The sequence below is a fragment of the Actinomyces provencensis genome (assembly GCF_900155435.1).
Lineage (GTDB): Bacteria > Actinomycetota > Actinomycetes > Actinomycetales > Actinomycetaceae > Pauljensenia > Pauljensenia provencensis.
This window is the reverse complement of the sequence record NZ_LT700212.1, coordinates 3186976-3193014: the sequence shown is the minus strand read 5'-3', so window position 1 is coordinate 3193014 and position 6039 is coordinate 3186976. Positions and strand designations below refer to the sequence as shown.

7 protein-coding genes are annotated in these 6039 nt (G+C 68.0%); 1 reads left to right on the top strand and 6 read right to left on the bottom strand.

The window, feature by feature from the left end; all coding sequences use genetic code 11:
• Positions 1-68: 68 nt before the first annotated feature.
• From BQ9890_RS13835 to BQ9890_RS13810, 6 genes are all read right to left on the bottom strand, one after another.
• A complete protein-coding gene (locus tag BQ9890_RS13835; RefSeq protein ID WP_075892319.1) occupies positions 69-719 on the bottom strand; it encodes a hypothetical protein in 651 nt (216 codons plus the stop codon).
• Entirely contained in the window at positions 716-1300 is a 585-nt protein-coding gene (locus BQ9890_RS13830; RefSeq protein ID WP_075892317.1) for a hypothetical protein, read from the bottom strand. The genes BQ9890_RS13835 and BQ9890_RS13830 overlap by 4 nt, the downstream gene beginning before the upstream one ends.
• 1 nt (position 1301) lies before the next feature.
• The gene (locus BQ9890_RS13825; protein WP_143226366.1) at positions 1302-1991 is read right to left on the bottom strand and encodes a hypothetical protein; all 690 of its coding nucleotides are present in this window, start codon (positions 1989-1991) and stop codon (positions 1302-1304) included.
• Between the two features lie 115 nt (positions 1992-2106).
• Positions 2107-3393 carry an adenylosuccinate synthase gene (locus BQ9890_RS13820; RefSeq protein ID WP_075892313.1) on the bottom strand — a complete coding sequence of 429 codons (1287 nt, stop codon included), beginning with the start codon at positions 3391-3393 and terminating at the stop codon, positions 2107-2109.
• Between the two features lie 270 nt (positions 3394-3663).
• The gene (locus BQ9890_RS13815; RefSeq protein ID WP_230297966.1) at positions 3664-4020 is read right to left on the bottom strand and encodes a PadR family transcriptional regulator; all 357 of its coding nucleotides are present in this window, start codon (positions 4018-4020) and stop codon (positions 3664-3666) included.
• Between the two features lie 2 nt (positions 4021-4022).
• The gene (locus tag BQ9890_RS13810; protein WP_143226364.1) at positions 4023-4478 is read right to left on the bottom strand and encodes a hypothetical protein; all 456 of its coding nucleotides are present in this window, start codon (positions 4476-4478) and stop codon (positions 4023-4025) included.
• A 318-nt stretch (positions 4479-4796) separates the two neighbouring features.
• Here BQ9890_RS13810 and BQ9890_RS13805 point away from each other — a divergent pair, with 318 nt between their 5' ends.
• Positions 4797-5429: a hypothetical protein gene (locus BQ9890_RS13805; protein WP_143226362.1), complete on the top strand. Its 633-nt coding sequence runs from the start codon at positions 4797-4799 to the stop codon at positions 5427-5429.
• Positions 5430-6039 lie beyond the last annotated feature (610 nt).

Sequence of the window (6039 nt, the reverse complement as noted above, 5' to 3'; positions counted from 1 at the left end):
CTCCACCGACCCCGGGGACTTCCGCCCTCCCGGCGTCTGAGCACCCCGGGGCCCGTTCCCCGACCCGCTCAGGCCCCGGGTGTGTCGACGGTCCAGTGGCCACCCATGCTCATGTCGACCCGGACGCGGTCCGGGACCACGGTGGAGGGGACGGCGACATAGGTGTCGATCGTGTACGTCGCGGGGCGTTCCTCGCCCTCCGCCACCGGCTGGACACGACCGTCCAGGTCCGAGTAGGGCCCGGGGGTCCCCGTGGGGACGCAGCTGCCGGCACTCAACGCGGGAACCACCACCGAGCCGTCGGAGGTCGTCTGGGCCAGTCCCGCGACGTAGTGCGTCCCGTCGGGCCCGAGCAGGGAGATGCGGCACTCCACCAGGGACATCGCCGGGTCGGCCTCCACCTGTGTGGTCAGGCGCCACAGGCGTGCCCCGGGCGCGGCTGCGAGGTCGCTGCCGTCACCCAGGTAGGCGTCATCGGGGGCCGAGGACACGGGGACGATGTCCAGCGGAGTGAACGTCGCGGTGTACTCCTCACCGTCGGGATAGACGACGAAGGAGGAGTCGGTGGTCACCGTGACTGCGCCCTCGACATGGGTTCCAGGGGAGGTGAACCACGGCAGGTACAGGGTGACGAGGCGGAAGGAGCCGGCGGCCAACGCTGCGGCCAGCAGGGGGAGCACGAGGAGGAGACCCCAGCGGTTCACACGCCACCAGCTCACGAGCCACCTCCGAAGGAGGAGCGCACGATCTCGACCCGGTCGGCCGGACTGGTGACCGCGGGACTGTCGGGCGTGATGCCCAGGTCCACGACCATCATGTCGTCCCCCGGTGAGCCCGCCTCGCCCGAGGCGGGCACGTGCAGTTCGAGGCCGGGCAGTTCCTCGGGAGCGAGCTCCATGGCGACCCGGCAGTCCTGGGTCACCCCGGGTTGGGCGGTCGAACAGACGAAGGGGACGTCGCCGCTCCCGCCGAGGACGAGGCCGGAACTGGTGACGAGTTCCATGCCGGCGACGGGCACGGGCTCGTGGAGGGCGAGGACCTGCAGGTCGATGAGCAGCCACGTCCCCTCCGTGGAGAACTCGCGCCCGTGGCTGACCACGGAACGGGCGGAGGAGACACCCGTCACGCTCACCTCGGCCGTCCGCATCGCAACGGTCTGACCCACGACGGCCCGGTGGAGGAACGGCCGGGCCAGGACATCGGAGGTGGAGGGCATGTGGGAGTCGATGGCCGAGCCGAGGGCCAGGCCGGTGAGGATGACGACTCCTGCGAGGAACTTCCGGGGGACGGTGCGTGCCATCTCAGTGGACCTCCCCGTCGGCGTCCAGCAGGACCTCCTGGTGGCCGCTGAGCACCCGGTCGGTCCAGAAGAGGTGACCGTCCAGACTGGAGGCGCGCCAGGTCTGGGAGTGGAAGGTCAGGTCCAGGTGTGTGGTCCGCTGCGTGTCCGGGGGCAGTTCCCACACGAACCAGTAGTCCTGGGCCAGTCCGGGTTGGATGGTGGAGGCGTACTGGAGGTCCACCGCACGTCGCAGGGTGGGTGTCCCGATGCCACCGTCCGTGGCACGGGAGTTCGCGAAGAGTCCCGACTGGGGGACGAGGTCGACGCCGGGAAGACTGCCCGAGAGCGCATCGGAGAGGACGTACGCCTCCACCCATCTCCCGTGCGTGTTCTCCACCGTCGCCCGCAGTACCAGGAGTGCCTCACCCTGGTCGGGCAGACCGAAGTCCCCCGGGTCCTGCGCCCACATGGCCTGCCGGACGGTGATGGCGAAGGGGCCCGTCCGGACGGTCTCGCCGTCCGCGACCACGGGCACGTCCTGCGGCTGCTCCTCGATCGCCTGCCAGCCGCCGAGGATCCCGGTGACACCGATGATGGCCAGTCCCACCAGGACCGCGACATTGGTCGGTGTGACCATGTCCGCGAAGAGGCGGAGGAAACGGACGGGTGCGCCGGTGGGACGCGGCGGGCGGGCGGGGGTCCGTGGCACGCCCCCGGCGTCCGGCGTGCTCCCGGGCCCCGGGGCGTGCCCCGACCGGAAGGAGTCCTGTCCCCCCTGCCGGGTCGCCTCTTCGTCCAGCTGCTCCGTCACCGGGGCCCCTGGATCAGCCCAGCAGCGGGAAACGCACGATCGTCGCCTCGCGTCCCGCACCCACGCCGATGGAGGAGATCCTGCAGCGGGACTGCTCCTCGAGGAAGCGGATGTAGGACTGGGCGTTGGCTGGGAGGTCCTCGAAGGTGCGCACCCCGGTGATGTCCTCCTCCCATCCGGGCAGTTCCTCGTAGACGGGGACCGCATGGTGGAAGGACGTCTGGTCGATGGGCATCTCGTCCACGCGCTTCCCGTCGACCTCGTAGGCGACGCACACGGGGATCGTCGGGTAGCCGGAGAGGACGTCGAGCTTGGTGAGGCAGATGTCGGTGAGGCCGTTCACCCGGCTCGCGAAGCGCACGACCACCGCGTCGAACCACCCGGTGCGGCGTGGGCGCCCGGTGGTCACCCCGAACTCACCGCCCTTCTGGCGCAGTGCCTCCCCGACCTCGTCGGACAGCTCGGTGGGGAAGGGCCCCTCGCCGACACGCGTCGTGTAGGCCTTGGCCACGCCCACGACGCGGTCGATGCGCGTGGGCCCGACGCCCGTGCCGGTCAGCGCGCCGCCAGCGGTGGGGTTGGAGGAGGTGACGAAGGGGTAGGTGCCGTGGTCGATGTCGAGCATCGTGGCCTGGCCGCCCTCGAAGAGCACGGTCTCACCGCGGTCCAGGGCGTCGTTGACCACCAGGGAGGCGTCGACGACCATCGGGCGCACCCGGTCCGCGTAGGAGAGCAGCTCCGCGGTCACGGCCTCGGGGTCGATGGCCTCGAGGCCGTAGACCTTGGTGAGGAGGTGGTTCTTGTCGAAGAGGGCGCCGCGGACCTTCTGGGCCAGGATCGAGGGATCGAAGAGGTCCTGGATGCGGATGCCGATGCGGTTCATCTTGTCGGCGTAGGTGGGACCGATGCCGCGGCCGGTGGTGCCCAGCTGGCGGTCCCCCAGGAACTTCTCCGTGGTGCGGTCCATGACCTTGTTGTAGGAGGGGATGATGTGGGCGTCGGAGGAGATCACGAGCTTCGAGCAGTCGATGCCGCGCGAGGTCATCTCCTCCAGCTCCTGGAAGAGCACCTCCAGGTCCACCACGACCCCGTTGCCGATGACGGGGGTGACGCCGGGGCTGAGGATGCCGGCGGGCAGCAGGTGGAGGGCGTACTTCTCGCCGTCGATGACGACGGTGTGCCCGGCGTTGTTCCCGCCGTTGTACTTGACGACCACGTCGGTCTGCTGACCGATCTGGTCGGTGGCCTTGCCCTTGCCCTCGTCGCCCCACTGGGTCCCGAGCACGATCACGGCTGGCATTGGACGTCCCCTCCTCCGGTGTCGCGGGGGTCCCCGCGAGGACGGCTTGGGGCCGTCCTCGGCAATCCTAGGGGACGGGTGCGCTCCGTCACTGGACTGTTCGGATCGCGGGTCGTGGGAGGGCGCGGTGTGAGGACCCGCGGCTGGGTCGGCGGAGCGAAGATCGACGAAGGAGTTCGGGGCTGCGGGCCGGCCGGGCAGGAGCATCCGGGTTCACCGGAACTCGGCAGGTCAGAGGTCCCCGGTCTCGGGCGGCCGCGTTCCCGGCGGTCAGTCGATGGACGAGGGATCGATGAGGTGCTCGGTGACGCCGGCGAGGAACTCCGCCCCGAGGTCCGTGAGGGAGAGTTCCCGGCGCTTGGCCCCGGTGCGCGGGGCGTCGACGTCGGTGCCGTGGAGCAGCCCTTCGGCCTGGAGGCGCTTGAGCGTGCGGTAGAGGCCTCGTTCGGTCACCTGCCATCCCGTGGTCGAGGCGATGCCAGCGGCGATGTCGGCAATGCTCATCGGCTGGTGCGCGGACGCGAGGGAGAGGATGACGGGGGTGAGCATGGACTTCTTGTACGTCTCCACCCAGGAGGAGACCCGGTCCTCGACCCACTCCTGCTTCTCCCCGGGATGCCCGGACACGCTCAGTCCTCCCAACCGCGGCCCAGGACCGATCCGACAAGATGGATGAGCAGGCCGAGGCCCCAGAGTGCGCTCATCGCCAGGGTCGGACCGAACCAGGTCGACCACGTCTGGACGGGGATGCCATCGAGTCTTCCCTGCTGCGCCCCGAGAACCGCCACGCGGAGGAAGGCGTGCAGATTGAACAAGGTCGTGACGGTCACGAAGGCAATGGTGTGGGCGACGACGGTACCGAATCGGACGTGGCGGAGCTCCTGGCGGTGGAGCACCAACCAGATCGCGATGCCCAGTGCCACCAGAGCCGTGAGCGCGCCGACCAGGACGGTGATCGTCCCGCCCGTCAATGCCACGACGGCCTGGATGACGACCATGGCGACGATCAGGCCGAGTGCGTACGGGAGGAGCAGTGATCGGGAGTTGACCTCGTGGAAAGACCTCATGTCCATGTGCATGCCCATGGAGGTACTGTGCCACTGGTCCTGTACGTGTGGAACGGGCACTGGGTGCAGCGGACGATCTGTCACCGGAGAGCACCGCCCTGCTACGAACGACACGGGCATCGACGGCGAACGGTGGAAATGGTCCCCATCTGGGGATGGAACCGCCGCCGAGCACCGACGACACTTGCCGATGGGGGGAGCACCCTCGGAGACTCCCCCGGGACCGCACACCTGCCGCAGCCGGCACGAGCGCCCGGCGACCACGGTGAGGAGTCTGGGGATCGTGGTCCGAGCCACCGCGACGAGACCGACAGGGAAGCACACAGGAGGAGTCCAGTGAACGAGGATCCACGTCTCCTCAGCTTCCATGAACTCTCAGGAGAGCCGATGACCGATGTGCCCGCCTCACGGGAACAGGATGAGGACTGGGAGCCCATTGGTCTTTCTGCCCCTCTCTTCGGTCATCTCTTCACGGGGGCACTTCTGGTGCCTCTCATGGTGCTCCTCCTATGGGGGGCCACCTTCCTTCCGCCCGTGGGTGGACGTCCTTTCGGGGACCTCGTCTTCACGATTGTCGTGGCCGTACTGGTGGTGGAGATTCTCGCAACCCTGATGGACAGGGCTTTCATGCTCCACTACCGCCGGGACGATCCCGGTACGAAACTCAACCATGTCCTCGCCGTGGGTGCGAGCTTCACCATCGGGTTCGTCGCGGGGTGGGTGCTGTTGGGCACGGTCTCTGCGGGGCTGGCCTGCAGCGCGGCCGTCGGCATCGTCAAGCTCGCTGAGGTCTTGTGGGTTCGGCCGTGGAAGCACACGATCACCCGTGAGGAGGCCGCACAGAAATGGGACGCGACGAAGGAGATGTCACGGGAAGTCTTCGAGGATGACGTCCGTGAGGTGAAACAGCGGGCGACCGACAACCAGCGACGCCGCTGGAGCCGAGACCACGACGGTACCAACCAGTGACGCTCCCGGACGAAGGCAGCCTCCGCTCGCCGATGACGATCTCGCCACCGGATGATCGAGGGAGTCACCGGGGCAGGACCCGAACTTCTGTCGGAGGGGCAATCGGAAACGGCGGCGCAGCCCACTCCGAGGGGGAGTTGACATCCCCGGTCCAGGAGTTCTGCGAGTGTGAAGAAACTGGACGCTGCGGGCCAGCATTCCATCGTGGGGACCGACCAGGTCAAGGTGCCCGGATTTCCCTCCCCACTTCTGCTGCGACCCGGAGCCGGTGTTCCACGTGAAGAGAGGAGAACCGTTGAAGAGCTTGACGGAGGCCGAAATGGTCCCCGTTTGGGGATGTCTGTCACGTCCCACCTCAGAGCACAATGGGCCACAGAAAGACGGACCGGGAAAGCTGAGTCCGAGCCTCGACAGGCTGCGCTCAGAGACAGGATCGGAAACTCCTATCCTACTGCCGTCTCTCTTGTAATCCAATCGAACTCATTCCGGAAAAAGGAGATACTCGTGAGGACGACTTCCAGAACTGCAGTCGTTATCGCAGCGATCTTCGCGCTATTGCTACCTGCTGCAGCAAACGCGTCACCCACCTCTTCTCCGGAAAGGCCGCAGT

What these genes read in the sequence shown, in the direction of transcription:
- BQ9890_RS13810 (WP_143226364.1), bottom strand. Translation starts at nt 4,478, where the DNA reads ATGGGCATGCACATGGACATGAGGTCTTTCCACGAGGTCAACTCCCGA.
- BQ9890_RS13830 (WP_075892317.1), bottom strand. Translation starts at nt 1,300, where the DNA reads ATGGCACGCACCGTCCCCCGGAAGTTCCTCGCAGGAGTCGTCATCCTC.
- BQ9890_RS13820 (WP_075892313.1), bottom strand. Translation starts at nt 3,393, where the DNA reads ATGCCAGCCGTGATCGTGCTCGGGACCCAGTGGGGCGACGAGGGCAAG.